Below are 20,893 nucleotides of genomic sequence, written 5' to 3' on the forward strand. Positions count from 1 at the left end.
CTGAACATGCAAGCTTCCGAACTGAGCGGCGTCCCGCGCGCCGCAGAGCGCGCGCTGACGCGCAGCGACTACAAGACCCTCGGCCTCGCCGCACTCGGCGGTGCGCTCGAGTTCTACGACTTCATCATTTTCGTATTCTTCGCGCCCGCGATCGGGCAGCTGTTCTTCCCGCACGATATTCCCGACTGGCTGCGCACGCTGCAGACCTACGGCATCTTCGCGGCCGGCTACCTCGCGCGCCCGCTCGGCGGCGTGATCATGGCGCACTTCGGCGACCTCGTCGGCCGCAAGCGGATGTTCACGCTGAGCGTGCTGATGATGTCGGTGCCGACGCTGCTGATGGGCCTGCTGCCGACCTACGACACGGTCGGCATCCTCGCGCCCGTGCTGCTGCTGCTGTTCCGCATCCTGCAGGGCGCGGCAGTGGGCGGCGAAGTGCCCGGCGCGTGGGTGTTCGTGTCCGAGCACGTGCCGTCGCGCCACATCGGCTATGCGTGCGGCACGCTCACCGCGGGCCTGACGGCCGGCATCCTGCTCGGCTCGCTGGTGGCCGCGGGCATCAACAGCCGCTACTCGAGCAGCGAAGTCGCCGCGTTCGCGTGGCGCATCCCGTTCCTGCTCGGCGGCGTGTTCGGCCTGTTCTCCGTCTACCTGCGCCGCTGGCTGCACGAGACGCCGGTGTTCGCCGAGATGAAGGCGAAGAAGGCACTCGCGGCCGAGATCCCGCTGAAGGCCGTGCTGCGCGACCACGGCCGCGCGGTGATCGTGTCGATGCTGCTGACGTGGATGCTGTCGGCGGCGATCGTCGTCGTGATCCTGATGACGCCCGCGCTGCTGCAGAAGCAGTTCCACCTGACGCCCGCCACGACGCTGTTCGCGAACAGCATCGCGACGCTGTGCCTGACCGCCGGCTGCATCACCGCGGGCTCGCTCGCCGGCGCGATCGGCGCGAAGCGCGTGCTCGGCATCGGCGGCCTCGTGCTGGCCGCGTGCTATTACCTGCTGTTCGCGCGGGTCGCGGCCGACGCGTCGACGCTGCCGATCTACTACGGCATCGCGGGCTTCGCGGTCGGCACGATCGGCGCGGTGCCGTACGTGATGGTGAAAAGCTTCCCGGCGGTCGTGCGGTTCTCGGGGATCTCGTTCTCGTACAACGTCGCCTATGCGATCTTCGGCGGCCTCACGCCGGTGATCGTGTCGCTGATGATGAAGTCGAATCCGCTCGCGCCGGTGATGTACGTGGCGGCGATCTGCGTGCTCGGCGCGATCGCCGTGCAGTTCGCGAAGGACGCGCGCTAACGCCGCGCCGAGGCGACGTGCCTGCAAGCGCGCGCCGCCGAACGTCGAAGGGCCGAATTCCGCAGCGCGCGGGATTCGGCCCTTTCGTTATCCGCGCGTCAAAGCGCTCAGCGCAGCGAACCGTACGACGAGTTGCCGCGGCGCGCGCCGTCGATGCTCACGCCGCCCGCGCCGGTCACGAACAGCAGCAGGAAACCGCCGGCGATCGCGACGTTCTTCCAGAAGTGGATCACCATGTCATGCTGGACCGCGGGGTTCGTCGCGTCCCAGAAGTTGTGCCCGATCACGGCGGTCGCGAACGTATAGAACGCCATCAGCAACGCGAGCGGCTTCACCTTGTAGCCGACGATCAGCAGCAGCGCGCCGAGCCCTTCGATCGCAACGACGAGCGGCGCGACGATGGTCGTCAACGGCACGTTCATGCCGCGCAGGTAGCCGACGAAATCGCCGTAGCCGAGCAGCTTCATCACGCCGCCCCATAGAAACAGCGCCGCCAGCGCCAGGCGCGCGAAAAAAATGACGCCGGAATCGACGGGACGCGTCATGCCTTTCTCCTCGTTGCAGTTCGGCCGGCCGCGCGGGATCGTGCCCCATGCGGCTCGCCGGGCCTGCCCGGCCCGGCAAATGGGCCAGAATAGAGGCACTTTCCGCCGCATCCAAGCAAAAGGTTGTACCAAATCTTTACAGAGCGGCGCCCGGTTCCGGACAACGAAACAATCGACGCGTTCAGCCCGCGTCGCTCAACAACACGCCCTTCTTGAACAGGAAGCAGCCGTAGCCGCGCGGCTCGCCGGTGACGATCACCGCGTAGGCCTGCTGCGCGCGCACATAGAACGCGAACCGGTCGATGCCGGCGAGCGGCACTGCGCGCCCTTCCGCGCGATCGATTTCGGCCTGCACTTCGCGCTGCACCGGCGGCACCGCGGCCGGATCGCCGACGACTTCCATCCGCCATGCGGGCGTTTCGACGAAGGTGTCGAGCGGCAGCACCGACAGCACCGCGCGCGCGACGCGCGCCGAATCGGCGCCGTCGATCCGCAGCGCGCGGCCGACCGCGGTGTGCCGCGCGACCGACTCCGCCGGGAAATTCGCATCGCAGATGGCGACTTCGTCGCCGTGGCCCATCGCGCGCAGCGCGTGCAGGATGTCGGCGTGCAGCAGCGGATCGAGATTCTTCAGCATGTCGGCGAGTCTCCGGGGTCGTGAACGAACCGCATAACGTTACCCGATCCCGGCGCCCGCCTCCATACGACGACGGGCGCCCGAAGGCGCCCGTCTGTCTGCCGACCGTCCGATCGAACGCCCGCGCGTCAGGTCACCGGCGCCGGGTTGAACAGCGCCAGCGCGTTCGCGAGCTTCCATTGCTCGGCCCACGTGCGGCGCTTGCCGCTCGCGACGTCGAGCATCAGCCGGAACAGTTCCCAGCCCACCTCCTCGATGGTCGCCGCGCCGGTGGCGATCTGCCCGGCATCGAGATCCATCAGGTCGTGCCAGCGGCGCGCGAGGTCGCTGCGCGTCGCGACCTTGATCACCGGCACCTGCGCGAGACCGTACGGCGTGCCGCGCCCGGTCGTGAACACGTGCAGGTTCATCCCCGCCGCGAGCTGCAGCGTGCCGCAGATGAAATCGCTTGCGGGCGTGGCCGCGTACAGCAGCCCCTTTTGCTTCGCGCGCTCGCCGGGCGGCACGACCCCGCTGATCGGCGCGCTGCCCGACTTCACGATCGAGCCCATCGCCTTCTCGACGATGTTCGACAGGCCGCCCTTCTTGTTGCCGGGCGTCGTGTTCGCGCTGCGGTCGACGCGGCCGCGCTGCAGGTAGCGGTCGTACCAGTCCATCTCGCGGATGATCGCGCGCGCGACATCCTCGTTCGCCGCGCGCGACGTGAGCTGCGCGACGCCGTCGCGCACTTCGGTCACCTCGGAGAACATGATCGTCGCGCCGGCGCGCACCAGCAGGTCGGCCGCGAAGCCGACCGCCGGGTTGGCGGTCAGGCCCGAGAACGCGTCGCTGCCGCCGCACTGCACGCCGACCACGAGATCCGACGCCGGGCAGGTTTCGCGCCGGCGGCGGTCCAGCCGCGCCAGATGCGACTCGGCCATCCGCATGATCGAGTCGATCATCGACTCGAAGCCGATGTGCGCGGCGTCCTGCAGGCACACTACGCCGCCGTTATCACCAGGTTCACCATCGGCCGCGACCGGGATCACGCCCGGCGGCAGCAAGCGCTCCGGCTGCAGCTTCTCGCAGCCGAGGCTCACCGTCATCACCTCGCCGCCGAAGTTCGGGTTCAGGCTGATGTTGCGCAGCGTGCGGATCGGGATGTCGGCGTCCGGCGCATCGATCGCGACGCCGCAGCCGTACGTGTGCTCGAGGCCGACCACGTCGTCGACGTTCGGGTAGCGCGGCAGCAGCTCCGCCTTGATGCGCCGCACCGCGTGCTCGACGACGCCCGATACGCACTGCACCGTCGTCGTGATCGCGAGGATGTTGCGCGTGCCGACCGAGCCGTCCGGATTGCGGAAGCCCTCGAACGTATAGCCTTCGAGCGGCGGCAGCGGCGGCGCCGCGCGGGTCGCGAGCGGCAGGTCGTCGAGCCCGGGCGGCTCGGGCATGCGCATCGTGCGCTCGTTGACCCAGCTGCCGCGCCGCAGGTCGGTCAGCGCATAGCCGATCACCACGTTGTAGCGGACGATCGGGTCGCCGGCCGCGAGATCGGCCAGCGCGACCTTGTGGCCCTGCGGCACGCGTTCGCGCAGCGTGAGCCCGTCGGCAAACGTCGCGCCCTCGGGCAGGCCGCCGTCGTTGACGACGATCGCGACGTTGTCGTCCGGATGCACGCGGATGTAGAGCGGGGAAGCAGTCATCGGAATTCCTGGGGCTACCGTCTTGATTGTTAGTCATCATATGACATTGAGCAGAACCCGGGAATGTTGCGTAAACCCTTACCCGGAAAGACCCTACTTACGCGATGGAGGCAAACCGCTTGCGTCACCTCATCCCACGTTGTACGATGACATACAACGACATCGCCACTCACGGCCCGCATGCCGTTCCCGACGAACCCAGCACTCGCGCTAGACGGACGACCCAACCATGACTTCACCGCAAGAACTCAAACAGATCATTTCCCACGGCCTGCTGTCGTTTCCGCTGACGGACTTCGACGCGGCAGGCAACTTCCGCCCGGCCACCTACGCCGAGCGCCTCGAATGGCTCGCGCCGTACGGCGCGACCGCGCTGTTCGCCGCCGGCGGCACGGGCGAGTTCTTCTCGCTCACGCAGCGTGAATATTCGGACGTGATCCGCGTCGCGACCGAGACCTGCAAGGGCAAGGTGCCGATCCTGGCCGGCGCGGGCGGCGCGACGCGGGTGGCGATCGAGTACGCGCAGGAAGCCGAGCGCCTCGGCGCGAGCGGCGTGCTGCTGATGCCGCACTACCTGACCGAAGCGAGCCAGGAAGGGATCGCCGAGCACGTCGAGCAGGTGTGCCGCGCGCTGAAGATCGGCGTCGTGGTGTACAACCGCGCGAACTCGAAGCTGGATGCGGACATGCTCGAGCGCCTGGCGGACCGTTGCCCGAACCTGATCGGCTTCAAGGACGGCGTGGGCGACATCGAGAGCATGGTCACGATCCGCCGCCGCCTCGGCGACCGCTTCTCCTACCTCGGCGGGCTGCCGACCGCCGAAGTCTATGCGGCCGCGTACAAGGCGCTCGGCGTGCCGGTGTACTCGTCGGCCGTGTTCAACTTCATTCCGAAGACGGCGATGGCGTTCTACGAGGCGATCGCGAAGGACGACCACGACACGGTGGGCCGCCTGATCGACGAATTCTTCCTGCCGTACCTGAAGATCCGCAATCGCCGCGCGGGCTATGCGGTCAGCATCGTCAAGGCGGGCGCGAAGCTGGTCGGCCACGACGCGGGCCCGGTGCGCGCGCCGCTCGTCGACCTGACCGAGGAGGAAGTGGCGCAGCTCGATGTGCTCATCAGGAGGATGGGAGCGCAGTGAGGGCCGCGTCGGGCCAAAGCGGTCAATCGTCCGAAGTGATGCGGCGGCCCGCGTCGGTTTCCACCCTCTCCCCTGCTGCGGGAGTCATGCGGCTCCCGCGCCGCATGCCCGCAGACAGCGCTGATGCGTGCGGGCTGCGTGTCTGGACGGCCAGGCGCTGCCGATGCGCCTCGATACGTCCTTGATGATCGATGGTCGCACTTCTTCATCGCTGTCCGTCGGTCACGTGCAGCAGCATTGCGAGCAAGCAGACGTCTCCGGATAATGTCGGGACTTGATCGAGGATCGCTGCCGCTGAACGCTGGATGACCGATACATTACCCACCGGCCCTTGGGGCGACGATTACCGAAGCTGGCTGACCGAACTCAAACAACGCGTGGAGCGTGCTCGGCAGCGCGCAGTTGCAAGCGCGAACCGCGAGCTCGTCACGCTCTACTGGCAGATCGGCCGCGACATTCTTGAACGGCAGCAACGACAGGGATGGGGGGCGAAGGTCATTGACCAGCTCGCACGGGATCTGAAGTCCGCATTTCCCGACATGCGGGGATTTTCACCGCGCAACCTCAAGTACATGCGCGCGCTTGCACAGGCGTGGCCAGCAGCGGAATTTGTGCAGCAACCTGCTGCACAATTGCCCTGGTTCCATCTCTGCACGCTGCTCGACAAGGTCAAGGATCCCGCTGCTCGCGACTGGTATGCAGGCAAGGCGCTCGAACATGGCTGGTCACGCAATGTCCTTGCCATGCAGGTCGACACGCAGGCCTATGCACGCGCCGGCAATGCCGTGACCAACTTCGACGCGCGGTTACCGCCTCCCCAATCCGATCTCGCACGCGAAGCGCTCAAGGATCCTTACATTTTCGATTTTCTGGGCCTCGCCGAAGATGCGCAGGAACGTGATATCGAACAGGCACTGACGCGTCATATCACGCGATTCCTGCTCGAGCTGGGTGCCGGATTCGCGTTCGTCGGCCGACAGTACCGACTTGTCGTCGGCGGCGACGAGTTCTTCATCGACCTGCTCTTTTACCACCTGAAGCTGCGCAGTTACGTCGTGGTCGAACTCAAGACCACGCCGTTCCGGCCCGAATACGCAGGCCAGCTCAACTTTTACCTGTCCGCCGTCGACGCACAAATCAAGGCGCCGGAGGATCAGCCTACGATCGGCCTGCTGCTCTGCCGGGAAAAGAATCGCCTGGTCGCGGAGTACGCGCTGCGCGGCATGGCCAATCCAATGGGCGTCGCAGAATATCAGTTACTGAGACACGTACCGGAATCACTTGAGGCAGGCTTGCCGTCGATCGATCAAATCGAGGCGGAATTGCTGCCGGATCTGCCGGACGTCGAAGCCTGACCGAAGCAGCAGTGGCGCGGCTCGACTTGTCGGGCAGGCGGCACCGTCTTCACATCTTCGCGATGCTCTCGATGATCCCCCGCCGCACATGCCCGAGCTTGATGCGGGCGTCGCGAACCTTCACGCTGGCGATCATGCTGTCGCGCGAGTTCGTGCCGTTTTGGGCCAGCTGGCCGAGCACGTTCTGGTCGACGACCGTATCGAAGAACCGGCCGACGGTCAGCGTCGCATACTGCTTCGCGGTCGCGAGCTGCGCGTTGGCCTGGGTCAGCGCGGCGAGGCGCGCGGCCGGCTCCCGGTCGTCGATGTTGCGCCGGTGCTGCAGCGCGAACACCAGCGCTTCCATATCCAGCCGGAACCGGCGCACGGCTTCGCCGAACGCGAGCGAGTGCGCGTCGGGGCCCATGACCGCCCGGCCCTTGTTGATCGTGATGTCGAATGCGCTGGATGACAGTTCGCGCTGCAGCGCGAACAGTTCGGTGCTCAGGACACGCCCTTCGCTGTAGTCGCCGACCTTGGCGCGGACCAGGCCGGCGACGTCGCCGATCGTCTTCCACAATCCGGCGGCGAACAGGTGGTCGCCACGCTTGCTGATGTTCATTGGGTGTATTCCCTCGTTTTGTTTTCTCGATCTCTCAGGCTCCGCCCGCGGGCCGTGCGGCCCGGGGCTCCGCTACTGTAGGAGAAAATCCGGCGTCGTGAAAGCCGACGGGACATCGACCCATGCGCCGGCTTCGGCGCCTATGCCTGATCGGCCTTGCGTGGCCGGCGTCTTGCGCATGCATCGAAAACAGCATCATTTGATGCCATAATTGATGCCATCCATTATCCGGGAGAGCATCATGCGCACTACCTTGTCCCTCGACGATGCATTGCTCGCCAAGGCGCAGCAACTGACCGGCGTCACTGAGAAATCCGCGCTCGTTCGCGAAGCGTTGCACGCGCTGATCGCGCGCGAAAGCGCCAGGCGGCTCGCGCGTCTGGGCGGCACCGAGTCCGACCTCGAACCCATCCCGCGGCGTCAATCGGAGTCGGCATGATTCTGGTCGATACATCCGTGTGGATTGATCACTTGCGTGCCAACGACGCGACCCTCGCCGCGCTCCTCGATACGGAAAAGGTACTGGTTCACCCGTTCGTGATCGGCGAGCTCGCGCTCGGCAGCCTGCGTAACCGCCACATCGTGCTGGATGCGCTGCGCGACCTGCCGGCCGCCGTCACCGCAACCGACGAAGAAGTACAACGCCTGATCGACGACGCACCACTTCATGGGCTCGGCATCGGCTACGTGCATGCACATTTGCTTGCGTCGGTCCGGCTGACGGCCGGCAGCAGGTTGTGGACCCGGGATCGGCGCTTGTTGTCCGCAGCCGATCGACTGCAGCTCGCCGCGCACCCCGCTCACTGACGTTCCAACAACCGGGCGGGCGCATTGCCAGCCCTGCCCTCCCGCTCACTCCGCCTGGCCGTCCCGCAGACGCGGCACGCCAAGCGGGTTCGCCTCCTGCAACCCTTCCGGCAGCAGATCGTCCGGGAAATCCTGGTAGCACACCGGCCGCAGGAAGCGCTCGATCGCGGTCGCGCCCACCGACGTCACCGCCGGGTTCGACGTCGCCGGGAACGGGCCGCCGTGCACCATCGCGTCGCACACCTCGACGCCGGTCGGGAACCCGTTGACCAGCAGGCGCCCCGCCTTGCGCTCGAGCACCGGCAGCAGGCGCCGCGCGAGCGGCTTGTCGGCGGCATCCATCTGCAGCGTGGCCGTCAGCTGGCCTTCGAGCGCCTCGAGCACGCGCGCCATCTCGTCGAGATCACGGCAGCGCACGATCAGCGACGACGGGCCAAACACTTCGTGGCTGAACGCCGGCTCGCCGAGAAACGCGTGCGCCGGCACCTCGAACAGCGCGCCGCTCACGTCGCACGCGCCCTGCGCCGCGCCGCCCGCGCCGAGCTGGCGCACGCCGGGCAGCTCGGCGAGCTGGCCACGGCCCGCACGATACGCGTCGGCGATGCCGCGCGTGAGCATCACGCCTGCCGGCTTCGCGGCGAGCGCCTGCGCAGCCACCGCTTCGAAGCGGTCGAGATCAGGCCCGTCCACCGCGAGCACGAGGCCCGGGTTCGTGCAGAACTGGCCGACGCCGAGCGTCAGCGAATCGACGAAGCCCGTCGCGAGCGACTCGGCGCGCGCGGCGAGCGCGGCCGGAAACAGCAGCACCGGATTGATGCTGCTCATTTCCGCATAGACGGGAATCGGCTGCGGGCGCGCGTTCGCCAGCTGCGTCAGCGCGACGCCGCCCTGCCGCGAGCCGGTGAAGCCGACCGCCTGGATCGCCGGGTGGCTGACGAGCGCCGCGCCGACCACGCGGCCCGGGCCGATCAGCAGCGAGAACACGCCAGCCGGCATCCCGCACTTCGCGACCGCCGCGCGGATCGCGCGGCCGACCAGCTCCGACGTGCCGAGATGCGCCTCGTGCGCCTTCACGATCACCGGGCAGCCGGCCGCGAACGCCGACGCCGTGTCGCCGCCGGCGACCGAGAACGCGAGCGGGAAATTGCTCGCACCGAACACCGCGACCGGCCCGAGCGGAATCTTCTGCAGCCGCAGGTCGGCGCGCGGCAGCGGCGTGCGCGCCGGCTGCGCCGGATCGATCGACGCGGCAAGGAAACGGCCGTCGCGCACCACCCGCGCGAACAGGCGCAGCTGGCCGACCGTGCGTCCGCGCTCGCCTTGCAGCCGTGCGACCGGCAGGCCCGTCTCGGCGTGTGCGCGCGCGATCAGCGTGTCGCCGAGCGCGACGATCTCGTCCGCGATCGCGTCGAGGAACGCGGCGCGCGCCGCAAGCGGCTGCGCGCGGTAGGCATCGAACGCGTCGCGCGCGAGTTCGCACGCGCGCTCGACGTCGGCCAGCGCGCCGACGCCGAACGCTGGTACATCAATCGGCGCGCCCTGCGCCGGGTCGAACGCGTGCAGGGTTCCGGCCGCGCCGTAGACCGCGTCGGCGCCGATCAGCATCTCACCAGTCAGTTGCATGGGGTGTGCTCCGTGGTTCGGGTATGGATGGCCCATTGTAGCCGAACAGATATGATGTCTGCCGACTTGTTTTTTACGCGACCATGATGGTCCCCGATCTCACCCAATCTCATCAGTGCCTTATGCAGCCCGATTTTCCTGCCTGACTCGGCCCCCTCCAGAGGGAAAACCCGGGTTACGCGGCGCGGCAGCCCGTCTCTAAACTGCGCATCATGTCATATGACGACGTACATTAAAGTGCCCAATCAGACTTCCTCCCGCGACCTCCCGCTCGCCCTCGCCCACGCGGCCCGCCGCACTGCCGTGCGCTACTGGATCCTCGCGATGCTGTTCGTCGTCACGACACTCAACTACGCGGACCGCGCGACGCTGTCGATCACCGGCACGCCGATCCGCAAGGCGTTCGGCATCGACCCGGTAACGATGGGCTACATCTTCTCGGCGTTCAGCTGGGCGTACGTGCTCGCGCAGCTGCCGAGCGGCTGGTTGCTCGACCGCTTCGGCGCGCGGCGCGTGTATGCGGGCAGCATCTTCCTGTGGTCGGCGTTCACGCTGCTGCAGAGCACGATCGGGCTCGGCGGCAGCGCCGCGTTCGCGGTCGCCGCGCTGTTCGCGATGCGCTTCGCGGTCGGCATCGCCGAAGCACCGGCGTTCCCCGCGAACGCGAAGGTCGTCGCGAGCTGGTTCCCGACCGCCGAGCGCGGCACCGCGTCGGCGATCTTCAACGCCGCGCAGTACTTCGCGGCCGTCGTGTTCTCGCCGCTGATGGCGTGGCTCACGCACGCGTACGGCTGGCATCACGTGTACCTGTGGCTCGGCCTCGCGGGCATCGCGCTCGCGTTCGTGTGGCTGCGCGTCGTGAAGGATCCGGCCGATCATCCGGCGGTGAACCGCGCGGAACTCGAGCACATCGAGCAAGGCGGCGGGCTCGTGCGCACGGCCCCGCGCGACAAGGGCGCGGCAACCGAAGGCAACAAGGTCGCCGGCTGGTACTACGTGCGCCAACTGCTGTCGAACCGGATGCTGATCGGCGTCTATCTCGGCCAGTACTGCGTGAACGTGCTCACCTACTTCTTCCTCACGTGGTTCCCGATCTACCTCGTGCAGGCGCGCGGGATGTCGCTGCTGAAAGCCGGCTTCATGACGTCGCTGCCCGCGATCTGCGGGTTCCTCGGCGGCGTGCTCGGCGGAATACTGTCCGACGCGCTGATCCGGCGCGGCGTGTCGCTGACGGTCGCGCGCAAGATCCCGATCGTCGGCGGGATGCTGCTGTCGATGGTCATCATCGGCTGCAACTACGTGCAGAGCGAAGCGCTCGTGATCATGCTGATGGCGCTGTCGTTCTTCGGCAAGGGAATCGGCTCGCTCGGCTGGGCGGTCGTCGCGGATACCGCGCCGAAGGAAGCGATCGGCCTGTCGGGCAGCCTGTTCAACATGTTCGGCAACACGGCCGGGATCGTCGCGCCGATCGCGATCGGCTACCTCGTCGGCGCGAGCGGCTCGTTCAACGGCGCGCTGGTGTTCGTCGGGCTCAATGCGCTCGTCACGGTGCTGAGCTATCTCGTGATCGTGAAGGACATCAAGCGGGTCGAGTTGCGGCATCGCGCCGCGTGAAGGATCGGCGGCCGCGCGCAGCGGCCGCCGTGTGCGTCAGCTCGCGGAATGCACGGCGCGCAGCATGTCGTGCACGCCGGACGTCATCAGCGCGAGAAACGCCAGCAGGCCGACATAGCAGAGCGCGTAGGTCGTCTTGGTCTCGATCGACGTCGCGAAATAGGCGCGGTTCTCCGGCGCGTCGGGATCGTAGCGCCACGCGCGCTTGAGCTGCGGCAGCGCGAGAATCGCCATCACGCGGCTCGACGTCCTCGTCCGCATGAAGACGGGGGATTCTCACGCGTCAGCGCCGCTCCAGCGCCAGCTTCACGCCGAGCCCCAGCAACACGACGCCGCTGACGCGATGCATGCGGGTCAGGATGCGCGGGTTGCGGCGAATCGATGTCGACAGCAGGCCGGCGAACAGCGCGACCGGGCCCTTGACGAGAAACGTCAGGCCGGCGAACGTCGCGCCCAGCACGAACACCGACAGCATCGGGCGCGCCGCATCCGCGTGCACGAACTGCGGCAGAAAGGCCAGGTAGAACAGCGCGACCTTCGGATTCGATACGTTGGACAGCGCACCCTGTGCGAACGTCCGCAGCGCCGATTCCGGCGCGCCGCCGCTGCTCGACAGCGTCAGCTCCCCCGACGCGCGCAGCAGCGTGACGCCGAGGTACAGCAGATACAGCGCGCCGGCCAGCTTCAGCGCCGTGAACAGCCATTCGGATGCCTGGAGAAGCGCCCCCAGGCCCAGCGTCGCGAGCATCGTGTGCAGGATGAGCCCGACACTGACGCCCGCCGCGGTGACGACGCCCGTGCGCGTGCCGCCGGAGAGCGTGCGCGACATCACGAGGACCATGTCCTGGCCCGGGGTGAGGATGATCAAAAGGGAAGTGGCCAGGAACGGCAACCACGAAATGTGCAGCATCGGACGACTCCTGAAAGGGTGGGCGGTCGTCCGATTATGGCCATCCTGCCGTGGTGATTGGATGCAATCTCGGCCATGATCTGCCGTGAAATTGGCGCTATTCTCCAATATTCACAATCCTGGTAGTCAATCATGCCAATCAAGCTCGATGCGATCGACAAGCGCATTCTGCGTGCGCTCCAACAGAACTCGAACCGGACGAACGCCGAGCTGGCGGAACATGCCGGGCTCTCGGCTACCCCGTGCCTGCGGCGCGTTCACCTGCTGGAAGAACAAGGCGTGATCGACGCGTACGTTGCGCTGCTGAATCCCGCCGCCGTCGAATTGAGGTTCACGGCTTTCGTGCGCGTCACGCTGGAACGGCAGGACAAGACGACCGTAGAGCACTTCGCGCGGGAAATCGAAAAGGCACCCGAGGTGCTCGAGTGCCATTTGATGGCCGGCAGTTACGACTACCTGCTGCGCGTCATCGCGAAGGATCTGGACGACTTCCAGCGCTTTCAGATGGAGACGCTCACGCGGATCGCCGGGGTGCGCAACATCCAGACCGAGATTCCGCTGAAGCGGATCAAGCAGACCACCCGACTGCCGATCTAGAAGCGGATTCGGTCACGTATACAGCGACGCCTGCGGCAATTCCCCCGTCAGCGCAAACCGCCCGACATCCCTCAGCCGATAGTCGAGCGGATCATGCAGCGTATGCGTGCGCGCATTGCGCCAGAACCGGTCGAGCCCGAGCGCCGCACCGGTCGCCCGCGCGCCGCACGCATCGAACAGCGCTTCGCCGTTCTCGAGCGCCGCGCGCTGCGCGACGATCTTCGCTTCGGATACCGCCAGCGCCACCTCGGCCCGCCCGTCGGCCGTCAGCGTATCGCGCAGCGTCCATGCGCGCTGCAGCGCGTCGGCCGCGCGATCGGCGAGCGCCGCGGCGGCCACCGCCTGCACGCGCATGTCGCCGAAGCGCTGCAGCGTGTACGGATCGTCGCTCGCGCGCTCGACGCCCGCTTGAATCCACGGCCGCCCGTTGCGCAGCACGTAATCGCGCGCTTCCGCCAGCGCGCCTTCGGCCAGCCCGACGAACAGGTTCGTCAGCACGAGCTGCGACACCAGCGTGCGCAGCGTCGCGCGCGGCGTCGGCGGCGTTTCCGAGCGGTGCAGCACCTCGTCCGGCGCGAGCGTCACGCCGTCGAACGTCACGCTGCCGCTGTCGGTCTGCCGCTGGCCGATCGGATCCCAGTCGTCGTTGACCGTGATGCCCGCGCGCGCGGTCGGCACCACGCCGAACACGGTCCGGCCAAGCGCCGGATCGTGCGCGGACACGGTCATCCGCTGCGAGCCGCGCGTGCCCGAGCAGAAGCCCTTCGCGCCGTCGAGCCGGTAGCCGCCGTCGGGCGTCGCGGTCGCGACGAGCCGCGTGTCGAGCGGATTGACCGCATTGCCCCACCACCAGCGATGCTCGACCGTGCCGCGCAGATAGCGCGCGCGTTGCGCCGGATCGCCCCACACGTCGATGCTCACGACCTGCAGGCACTGGAAGCCGACCAGATGCGCGAGCGCGCTGTCGACGCGCGCGACCTGCCGGATCGCGTCGTAGATCACGGGCCACGCGGCTTCCTGCCCGCCGAACGCGCGCGGCACCGCGAGCGTCAGCAGCCCCGCATCGGCGAGCCATTGCTTTTCCTGCGCGGCATGGCCGCCCGCGCGATCGCGCGCGGCGGCGCTGCCGCGCAGCGCGTCGATCACGCGCGCGAGCGCCGCCGGATCGAAGGCGCGTGCGCTCGTCTCCGAAGCGAGCGCCGCGAGGCCGCGGGGATCGTTCATGCGAGCGCTTCCTGCGCAACCCGTTCGCCCGACAGCGGCACCAGCGCCCCAAGCGCGGGCCGCCCGGTCAGCCGCGCGAGAATCTCGCGGCGCCAGTCGTCGTAGATCGCGCGATAGTCGGCGATATCCGCGCCGAACACCTCGGCGGTATGCGCGTATTCGTCGTGCAGGTAACCGTCGAGCCGCCGCTGCGTCGCCTCGTCGGCGTCGATCACGCGGTCGATCAGCGCGTCGCGCTCGGCGGCCGGCAGCGCGGCGAGTTTCTCGAACCACCACTGCACGATCTGCACGCGATGCCATTCCTCGTCGGGCCGGATGCGGTTCTCGCCGTGCTCGCGCATCGCGCCGTCCGCGATGCGGCCGGTCTTGCGCTGGATCCACAGCTTCGCGAGGATGTGCAGCTCGTAATGCCATTCGAATGCAAGAAAGCCCGCGAGATCGCGCACGGCGAGATCGCCGATGCGCGCCCAGTGCGCGGCGACCAGCGCGTCGATCTCCGGCAGCGGATCGCGCCCGGTCAGTTCCTTCACGCGCTCGCGGCCGATCACCGCGTGCGCGCCGTCGTCGCCGAGCTGGCGCGACAGGATCAGCTGGAAATGCGGATCGTCGCTGAACAGCGTGTCGATCGCCTTCGCGACGACCTGCACGATGAACAGGTCGTGCGACGCCATCTTCGTGTAGTAGTCGGCGACGGCGGCCAGTTCGTCCGCGTTGCGCGGCTCGCGCGGCGGCGTGGCGAGCTTGTCCGGAAAGCCGGGGCGATGGCGTCGCGCCACGTCGAGAAACAGCGCCTCCTCGAACTGCGCGTTCCACTCGCGCGGCGCGCCGATGGGCAAAGTCATGATGAATCGTTCTCTCGGAATCGTTGGAGGGAAAGAGCGGGCGCTTGTGGCGCCCGCTCAGGTACGCCTGGCCAGGTGTCGGGCCAGGCGGTCGCCCGTGACTTGCACGGCCGAGACGAGCGCGATCAGGATCACGATCACGGTCGCCATGACGGTGGTGTCGAAACGCTGGTAGCCGTAGCGGATCGCGAGATCGCCGAGCCCGCCCGCGCCGACCGCGCCTGCCATCGCGGTCGAGCCGATCAGCGCAACCACGGTGATCGTGAAGCCGCCGAGCATGCCGGGCAGCGCCTCGGGCAGCAGCACGTGCCACACGATGTGGCGGCGCTTCGCACCCATCGCGAGCGCGGCCTCGATCAGCCCGCGATCCACTTCGCGCAGGCTCACCTCGGCGACCCGCGCGAAGAACGGGATCGCCGCGATCGACAGCGGCACGACGGCCGCCCACACGCCGATCGTCGTGCCGATCAGCACGCGCGTGAACGGCAGCAGCGCGACGAGCAGGATGATGAACGGCGTCGAGCGGAACACGTTGACGATCGCGCCGAGCACCGCGTTCAGGCCGCGCCGCGCATAGATGCCGCCGGGCGCGGTCGTCACCAGGATCACCGCGAGCGGCAAGCCCAGCAGCGCCGCGATCGCGGCCGACGCGGCGACCATCGACAGCGTGTCGCGAAACGCGTCGAGCAGTTCGGGCCCCCACAGCTCAAACATAGCCGAGCACCTCCGCGTGGTTCGCATGGCGGCGCGCGCGCTCGAGCAATGCGGCGATCGCGCCGGTTGCGGGCACATCCGATGCACCGGCTGCCGCGGCGATCACGAGGCGGCCCTGCGCGCGCCCCTGAATGCGCTCGATGCCGCCGTGCAGGAAGCGCACCGAGCCGCCGAGCGCGGCAGCCAGCGCGCCGACGTCCGGCTCGCCGCCGCTCTCGCCCGTGTAGCGGACGTCGAGCACGACCTGCGCGCCGTCGGGCAGCGCCGCATGCGCGGGCAGCGGCTGCACGCGCGCGGCGAGTTCGGCCGGCAGGTCGTGCACCAGCGTGCTGAGCAGCGCGCGCGTCGCGCCGTGCTGCGGATCGCCGAACACGCGCCACACGGGGCCCGTTTCGACGACTTCGCCCTGCTCGATCACCGCGACGGTGTCGCACACCGCGCGGATCACTTCCATCTCGTGCGTGATCAGCACGATCGTCAGGCCGAGGCGGCGGTTGATGTCGGCGAGCAGCGCGAGGATCGACTGCGTGGTTTCGGGATCGAGCGCGGAGGTCGCCTCGTCGCACAGCAGCACTTCCGGATCGTGCACGAGCGCGCGCGCGATGCCGACGCGCTGCTTCTGTCCGCCCGACAGGCTCGCCGGGTATGCGTCGCGCTTCGCGGTCAGCCCCACCAGTTCGAGCAGCGCCGCGACCTTGCGCGCGCGCTCGGCCTTCGGCACGCCGGCGATCTTCAGCGGCAGCGCGACGTTCTCGGCCACCGTCTTCGCCGACAGCAGGTTGAAATGCTGGAACACCATGCCTGTGCGGCGGCGCAGCGCGACGAGCCCGTTCTCGTCGAGCGCGCCGACGTCGACGCCCTGCACGCGCACGCGCCCGGACGTCGGCCGTTCGAGCCCGTTCACGAGCCGCAGCAGCGTCGACTTGCCCGCGCCGCTGCGGCCGATGATGCCGAACACCTCGCCGCGCCGCACGTTCAGCGTCACGTCGCGCAGCGCGGCGGCCGGCCCGCGCGGCGACGCGAACACCTTGCCGACCTGCTCGAATGCGACGGCGCTGCCGTCGGCCGGCGCGGCTGCTTCAGCACGCGCATGGGCGTCCCGCCCCGCATGCGCGGCCGACGTTTCGACGAAGCCCAGCGTATCGAGAAATTGCGTCATTGCTTCACTCCGCCACGTTCACGCATGCGCCGGCTCGCGCACGGCGGCCGGCCGGTGCTGTGCGCCCGCGTGCCACGCGGGCAGCCGCGCGCCGCCGCCGAACAGCTTCTCGCGCAGCGTCGGCGCGGGATCGTAGTCTTCCTTGTAGACGCCGCGGTTCTGCAGCTCCGGCACGACCCAGTCGACGAAATCCTCGAACGACTCGGGCATCACGGTGCGCGTCAGGTTGAAACCGTCGATGCCGGTTTCGTCGATCCACGCCTGCAGCTCGTCCGCGACCTGCGACGGCGAGCCGACGATCGGGTGATAGCGGCCGCCGAGCGACATCTGGTCGAGCATGCGCCGCACGGTCCACGCGCCGCTCGTGCTCTTGCGCGAGATCGCGTCGACCGCCGACTGGATCGAATCGGTCTTCACGTACGAGATCGGCTCGTCGAGCCCGTATTTCGCGAAATCGATGCCGGTGGAGCTCGCGAAATGCGCGAGGCCCGCCTCGGCGCTCGCGTAGCGCCGGTATTCGTCGAACTTCTCGCGCGCGAGCCGTTCGTTCTCGGCGGTGACGACGGTCACGCCCGCGAAGATCCTGATCGATGCCGGATCGCGCCCCTGCCGCGCCGCCGCCGCGCGGATGTCGAGCACCGCCGCGCGCGCGGCCGCCTTGCTCTGGCCGTTCACGAACACGCATTCCGCGTGCTTGCCCGCGAACTCGACGCCGCGCGCCGACGCGCCGGCCTGGTACAGCACCGGCGTGCGCTGCAGCGACGGCTCGCTCAGGTGGATCGCGTCGATCGAATAGAACGGCCCGTCGTGTTTCACGCGCCGCACCTTGCCCGGCTGCGCGAACACGCGCGCGTGCGCGTCGCGGATCACCGCATCGTCGTCCCAGCTCTGTTCCCACAGCTTGTAGACGACCGCCATGTAGTCGTCCGCGCGTTCGTAGCGGTCGTCGTGGCCGATCTGCTGCGCGAGGCCCATCCCGCGCGCGGCGCTGTCGAGATAGCCGGTGACGATGTTCCAGCCGATGCGGCCCTTCGTCAGGTGATCGAGCGTCGACATGCGCCGCGCGAACAGGTACGGCGGCTCGTAGGTCAGGTTCGCCGTCACGCCGAAGCCGAGATGCTTCGTGACCTGCGCCATCGCGGGCACGATCAGCAGCGGATCGTTCACGGGCACCTGCACCGATTCGCGCAGCGCGGCGTCCGGGCCGCCGCCGAACACGTCGTACACGCCGACGATGTCCGCGAGGAAGATGCCGTCGAACTTGCCGCGCTCGAGCGTCTTCGCGAGATCGGCCCAGTAGTCGAGATCGGTGTAGTGCGCGGAGCGGTCGCGCGGGTGAGTCCACAGGCCGTGGTTGATGTGCCCGACGCAGTTCATGTTGAACGCGTTCAGCAGGATCTTCTTCTTGTTCGTGTTCGCCATGCGCGCCCCCGTCACCACGCGATCGCGTACAGCGTGCCGAACGCGTTGTCGAGCGCCTTGCGCACCGCGGGCGAGGTCTGGTAGATCGCGATGAACTTGCGGATGCGCGCGTCGTTCGCGCTCTCCGGCCGCACGACCCATTGCAGCGCGTAGTTCTTGTTCTCGGTGCCGTCGAACAGCAGCGCGCTGTTCGGGTCGGTGGTGCCCGCGAGCTTGATGAAGCTCGGGTAGCCCTGCGCGAGATCGACGTCGTCGAGCGAGCGCGCGAGCTGCGAGGCCTCGAGCGCGATGATCTTCAGGTGCTTCGGGTTCGCGACGATGTCGCGCGTCGTCGCGCGGTAGTCGATGCCCGGCGTCAGCGTGATGAGCCCCGCGCGCTGCAGCAGCAACAGCCCGCGCCCGCCGTTCACCGGATCGTTCGCGATCGCGACCTTCGCGCCGTCCTTCAGCTCGCCGAAGCTTTTCACCTTCTTCGAATACAGGCCGATCTTCATGATCGTGCCCGGCGCGATCGCGACGAAGTTGTAGCCGCCCTGCTTCTTCGCGTTCTCGAGGAACGGCACGTGCTGGAAGTAGTTGACGTCGATGTCCTTGTTCGCGAGCGCCGCGTTCGGCGTATTCCAGTCGGTGAACTCGATGATCTTCACGTCGAGCCCCTGCGCCTTCGCCTCCTTCGCGGCGATCTTCAGCGCGTCGATCTGCGGCGTGGTCGCGACGCCGACCTTGAGCGGCGCGGGTTCGGCGTGCGCGCCGGCGAACAGCGCGGCGCCGACGAGCGCCACGGCCAGCAGGCGGACGACGCGCGCGGCGCCGCGAACGGAAAGTACGGGATGCTGCATGGGAACCCACTCCAGTCGATAGACGGTGACGACGCATGCGCAAAGCCGCGGCGAGCGCGCGGGCGTTCTCCGGACAGGGCGTCATGCGAGAGGAAAAGTTCAGCCGATGATAGAGAGCGGCGCGGGAGCGGTCTACGAAGCGATTGTGCGAAGAAAATCTTCGTCAGCGATATGACCCGATCTGCGCCGGGCCGCGCCCGGCCGGCTGAAATCTCGGCCTGCGCGCGGGGCCGATTCCGAAGTTTCGGAACGCCCGTTTCCCGCCGCTTTCATCACACCAAAAAAACCCTCGTCAAATCAATGCATTACGGATTTTCTCGCGAGATCGCTCCTGGCACGGACGTTGCGTAATAGTCGGCACGCGATGCCGCCACGCGGCGCCGGCATTCCAAATCCAAGGAGACACGTGTTGCAGACCTCTACGTCCACCCCCGCTCACGCGGAGCCGATCGCCCAGCTCCGTTCCGACACCCGCACGCGCTTCTGGCCCGAAGGCTGGTGGAAGCTGATGGAGATCCGCATCGGCATCATCCCGCTGCCGATCTATTTCATCCTGTTCGCGCTGATCGTCGGCTTCTCGGTCACCGGCAAGGTGCCCGGCGAGATCTCGATGGCGATCGCGGTGCTCGCGTTCTTCGGCTTCACCTGCGCCGAACTCGGCAAGCGCCTGCCGCTCCTGCGCAACATCGGCGCCGCGGCGATCTTCGCGACCTTCGTGCCGTCCGCGCTGACCTACTATCACGTGCTGCCGAAGCCCGTGCTCACCCTCACGACCGAGTTCACGAAGTCGACCAACTTCCTGTACCTGTTCATCGCGTCGATCATCGTCGGCAGCATCCTGAGCATGGACCGGCGCGTGCTGATCCAGGGCTTCGTGAAGATCTTCGTGCCGCTCGCGGCCGGCTCGATCGCCGCGGCGATCGTCGGCACCGCGGTCGGCACCGCGCTCGGCCTCGGCGCGCGCCACACGCTGCTGTACATCGTCGTGCCGATCATGGCCGGCGGCGTCGGCGAAGGCGCGATCCCGCTGTCGATCGGCTATTCGGAAATCCTGCACCTGCCGCAAGGCGAGATGTTCGCGATGGTGCTGCCGCCGGTGATGCTCGGCAGCCTGACCGCGATCATCCTGTCGGGCGCGCTCGACATGCTCGGCAAGCGCCTGCCGCACCTGACCGGCAACGGCCGCCTGCAAGTGGGCGAGCACGGCGACATGGCGCCGGAGAACGAGGAGATCCGCGGCCACGTCGACGTCACGCACATCGCGGGCGCCGGCATCACCGCGATCACGCTGTACCTGGTCGGCCTGATGGCGCACAAGCTGTTCGGCCTGCCGGCGCCGGTCGCGATGCTGTTCCTCGCGGTGCTCGTGAAGCTCGCGCGCGCGGTGTCGCCGCCGCTGCAGGAAGGCGCGTTCGTCGTCTACAAGTTCTTCTCGACCGCCGTCACCTATCCGCTGCTGTTCGCGATCGGCGTCGCGATGACGCCGTGGGACAAGCTGACCGGCGCGTTCACGCTGGTCAACGTGATCACGATCGTCGCGACGGTCGCCACGCTGATGGGCACCGGCTTCGTGGTCGGCCGCCTGCTGAAGATGTACCCTATCGACACGGCCATCGTGAACGCGTGCCACAGCGGGCAAGGCGGCACCGGCGACGTCGCGATCCTGACCGCCGCGAACCGCATGCAGCTGATGCCGTTCGCGCAGATCGCCACCCGCATCGGCGGCGCGATCGTCGTCACGGTGACGCTGATCCTGCTGGCGCATCTCGGATGACGCGTCGCCGCGCGTCCCGTCGCGGCGGCCGCACGCGGCGCAGCGCCGCGGCCGGTTCGCCCGGCGCGCGGCGCGCGCACATCCGGCGGGCCGGCGACGGGC

At 68.1% G+C, this 20,893-nt stretch carries 20 protein-coding genes and 1 pseudogene; 8 read left to right on the forward strand and 13 right to left on the reverse strand.

The features are described 5' to 3' along the window. Nucleotides 1-6 precede the first annotated feature (6 nt). Complete coding sequence (locus HWY45_RS33855; RefSeq protein WP_124484014.1) at nucleotides 7-1,299, forward strand: MFS transporter; 1,293 nt, start codon at nucleotides 7-9, stop codon at nucleotides 1,297-1,299. Between the two features lie 107 nt (nucleotides 1,300-1,406). Here HWY45_RS33855 and HWY45_RS33860 read toward each other — a convergent pair whose 3' ends face one another. The 3 genes from HWY45_RS33860 to garD form a co-directional block, all read right to left on the reverse strand. After that, nucleotides 1,407-1,844, reverse strand: a complete 438-nt coding sequence (locus HWY45_RS33860) for a DoxX family protein (protein WP_059810675.1) — start codon at nucleotides 1,842-1,844, stop codon at nucleotides 1,407-1,409. Nucleotides 1,845-2,025: 181 nt separating this feature from the next. After that, complete coding sequence (locus HWY45_RS33865) at nucleotides 2,026-2,481, reverse strand: RbsD/FucU family protein (protein WP_059563791.1); 456 nt, start codon at nucleotides 2,479-2,481, stop codon at nucleotides 2,026-2,028. Between the two features lie 128 nt (nucleotides 2,482-2,609). Continuing rightward, nucleotides 2,610-4,166, reverse strand: a complete 1,557-nt coding sequence (gene garD / locus HWY45_RS33870; protein ID WP_059881047.1) for a galactarate dehydratase — start codon at nucleotides 4,164-4,166, stop codon at nucleotides 2,610-2,612. Between the two features lie 229 nt (nucleotides 4,167-4,395). Here garD and kdgD point away from each other — a divergent pair, with 229 nt between their 5' ends. Further along, on the forward strand, nucleotides 4,396-5,310 hold the full coding sequence (kdgD, locus tag HWY45_RS33875; RefSeq protein ID WP_059563789.1) for a 5-dehydro-4-deoxyglucarate dehydratase: 915 nt from the start codon (nucleotides 4,396-4,398) through the stop codon (nucleotides 5,308-5,310). Nucleotides 5,311-5,615: 305 nt separating this feature from the next. Further along, nucleotides 5,616-6,665, forward strand: a complete 1,050-nt coding sequence (locus HWY45_RS33880; RefSeq protein ID WP_059881048.1) for a PDDEXK nuclease domain-containing protein — start codon at nucleotides 5,616-5,618, stop codon at nucleotides 6,663-6,665. Nucleotides 6,666-6,714: 49 nt separating this feature from the next. Here the strand turns inward: HWY45_RS33880 and HWY45_RS33885 are convergent, their stop codons facing one another. Continuing rightward, nucleotides 6,715-7,266, reverse strand: a complete 552-nt coding sequence (locus HWY45_RS33885; protein WP_059881049.1) for a hypothetical protein — start codon at nucleotides 7,264-7,266, stop codon at nucleotides 6,715-6,717. 241 nt (nucleotides 7,267-7,507) lie between these two features. Between HWY45_RS33885 and HWY45_RS33890 the strand changes: the two genes are divergently transcribed. Beyond that, nucleotides 7,508-7,705, forward strand: coding sequence for a type II toxin-antitoxin system VapB family antitoxin (locus HWY45_RS33890; RefSeq protein WP_059563810.1), 198 nt, complete (start codon nucleotides 7,508-7,510; stop codon nucleotides 7,703-7,705). Then, entirely contained in the window at nucleotides 7,702-8,073 is a 372-nt protein-coding gene (locus tag HWY45_RS33895) for a type II toxin-antitoxin system VapC family toxin (protein ID WP_059881051.1), read from the forward strand. Before HWY45_RS33890 ends, HWY45_RS33895 begins: the two co-directional genes overlap by 4 nt. A gap of 45 nt (nucleotides 8,074-8,118) precedes the next feature. Here HWY45_RS33895 and HWY45_RS33900 read toward each other — a convergent pair whose 3' ends face one another. Next, nucleotides 8,119-9,696 (reverse strand): aldehyde dehydrogenase (NADP(+)), encoded by a 1,578-nt coding sequence (locus HWY45_RS33900; protein ID WP_059881053.1) that lies wholly within the window; start codon nucleotides 9,694-9,696, stop codon nucleotides 8,119-8,121. Between the two features lie 237 nt (nucleotides 9,697-9,933). Here HWY45_RS33900 and HWY45_RS33905 point away from each other — a divergent pair, with 237 nt between their 5' ends. Continuing rightward, on the forward strand, nucleotides 9,934-11,310 hold the full coding sequence (locus HWY45_RS33905) for an MFS transporter (protein ID WP_059881081.1): 1,377 nt from the start codon (nucleotides 9,934-9,936) through the stop codon (nucleotides 11,308-11,310). Between the two features lie 36 nt (nucleotides 11,311-11,346). Here HWY45_RS33905 and HWY45_RS33910 read toward each other — a convergent pair. Both HWY45_RS33910 and HWY45_RS33915 read right to left on the reverse strand, forming a co-directional pair. Further along, nucleotides 11,347-11,547, reverse strand: a pseudogene (locus HWY45_RS33910) (site-2 protease family protein); the annotation flags it as partial. Between the two features lie 46 nt (nucleotides 11,548-11,593). Further along, nucleotides 11,594-12,220 (reverse strand): LysE family translocator, encoded by a 627-nt coding sequence (locus HWY45_RS33915; protein ID WP_059881057.1) that lies wholly within the window; start codon nucleotides 12,218-12,220, stop codon nucleotides 11,594-11,596. Nucleotides 12,221-12,352: 132 nt separating this feature from the next. On the opposite strand from HWY45_RS33915, the gene HWY45_RS33920 reads away from it, so the two are divergent. Further along, nucleotides 12,353-12,817 (forward strand): Lrp/AsnC family transcriptional regulator, encoded by a 465-nt coding sequence (locus HWY45_RS33920; protein ID WP_059810669.1) that lies wholly within the window; start codon nucleotides 12,353-12,355, stop codon nucleotides 12,815-12,817. A gap of 12 nt (nucleotides 12,818-12,829) precedes the next feature. Here the strand turns inward: HWY45_RS33920 and HWY45_RS33925 are convergent, their stop codons facing one another. Genes HWY45_RS33925 through HWY45_RS33950 form a run of 6 tightly spaced genes read right to left on the reverse strand, consistent with a single transcriptional unit; the run spans nucleotide 12,830 to nucleotide 19,017 of the window. Then, a complete protein-coding gene (locus HWY45_RS33925) occupies nucleotides 12,830-14,041 on the reverse strand; it encodes an acyl-CoA dehydrogenase family protein (protein ID WP_059881059.1) in 1,212 nt (403 codons plus the stop codon). Continuing rightward, nucleotides 14,038-14,883 (reverse strand): hypothetical protein, encoded by an 846-nt coding sequence (locus HWY45_RS33930; protein ID WP_059563781.1) that lies wholly within the window; start codon nucleotides 14,881-14,883, stop codon nucleotides 14,038-14,040. The genes HWY45_RS33925 and HWY45_RS33930 overlap by 4 nt, the downstream gene beginning before the upstream one ends. A 57-nt stretch (nucleotides 14,884-14,940) precedes the next feature. Further along, nucleotides 14,941-15,597, reverse strand: a complete 657-nt coding sequence (locus HWY45_RS33935; protein ID WP_059881061.1) for a methionine ABC transporter permease — start codon at nucleotides 15,595-15,597, stop codon at nucleotides 14,941-14,943. After that, complete coding sequence (locus tag HWY45_RS33940; RefSeq protein ID WP_059563779.1) at nucleotides 15,590-16,756, reverse strand: methionine ABC transporter ATP-binding protein; 1,167 nt, start codon at nucleotides 16,754-16,756, stop codon at nucleotides 15,590-15,592. Before HWY45_RS33940 ends, HWY45_RS33935 begins: the two co-directional genes overlap by 8 nt. Nucleotides 16,757-16,774: 18 nt before the next feature. Then, a complete protein-coding gene (locus tag HWY45_RS33945) occupies nucleotides 16,775-18,178 on the reverse strand; it encodes an LLM class flavin-dependent oxidoreductase (protein WP_059881062.1) in 1,404 nt (467 codons plus the stop codon). Nucleotides 18,179-18,189: 11 nt separating this feature from the next. Beyond that, nucleotides 18,190-19,017, reverse strand: a complete 828-nt coding sequence (locus HWY45_RS33950; RefSeq protein ID WP_059881065.1) for a MetQ/NlpA family ABC transporter substrate-binding protein — start codon at nucleotides 19,015-19,017, stop codon at nucleotides 18,190-18,192. A gap of 409 nt (nucleotides 19,018-19,426) precedes the next feature. Between HWY45_RS33950 and HWY45_RS33955 the strand changes: the two genes are divergently transcribed. Continuing rightward, a complete protein-coding gene (locus HWY45_RS33955; RefSeq protein WP_059881066.1) occupies nucleotides 19,427-20,791 on the forward strand; it encodes a 2-hydroxycarboxylate transporter family protein in 1,365 nt (454 codons plus the stop codon). Nucleotides 20,792-20,893: the final 102 nt, after the last annotated feature.

The organism is Burkholderia stagnalis (genome assembly GCF_902830275.1).
GTDB lineage: Bacteria > Pseudomonadota > Gammaproteobacteria > Burkholderiales > Burkholderiaceae > Burkholderia > Burkholderia stagnalis.